Consider the following 231-nt stretch of genomic DNA (forward strand, 5'->3'; position numbering starts at 1 on the left):
CCACCCTCCAATAGCGCGGTGCGTCGCCACGCTGACGCCTTTGGCTCGTTCGCCGGAGACACCGTCCGGCCGGGGGAACATATGCGAATTTTGAAAGGAGCGGTTGTCGCGCAAGCCGCCCACGCATACGTGATAAAAACGTGTAAACACGACGACTTCATGGGTTGGCAGCGACCGCATGGGAGACTACAGAGCAGGGGACCTCCCAAGCCTCCTCCAAGATCCACCAGG

The 231-nt window shown here is 60.6% G+C and carries 1 protein-coding gene; it reads right to left on the reverse strand.

Features of this window, described 5'->3' with window-relative positions; all coding sequences use genetic code 11:
* A partial coding sequence (locus ACPYOJ_RS37165; RefSeq protein WP_481420655.1) for a hypothetical protein occupies positions 1-180 on the reverse strand: 180 nt, incomplete at its 3' end.
* Positions 181-231 lie beyond the last annotated feature (51 nt).

The sequence above is a fragment of the Rhizobium sp. SVR5-9E genome, from assembly GCF_056755095.1.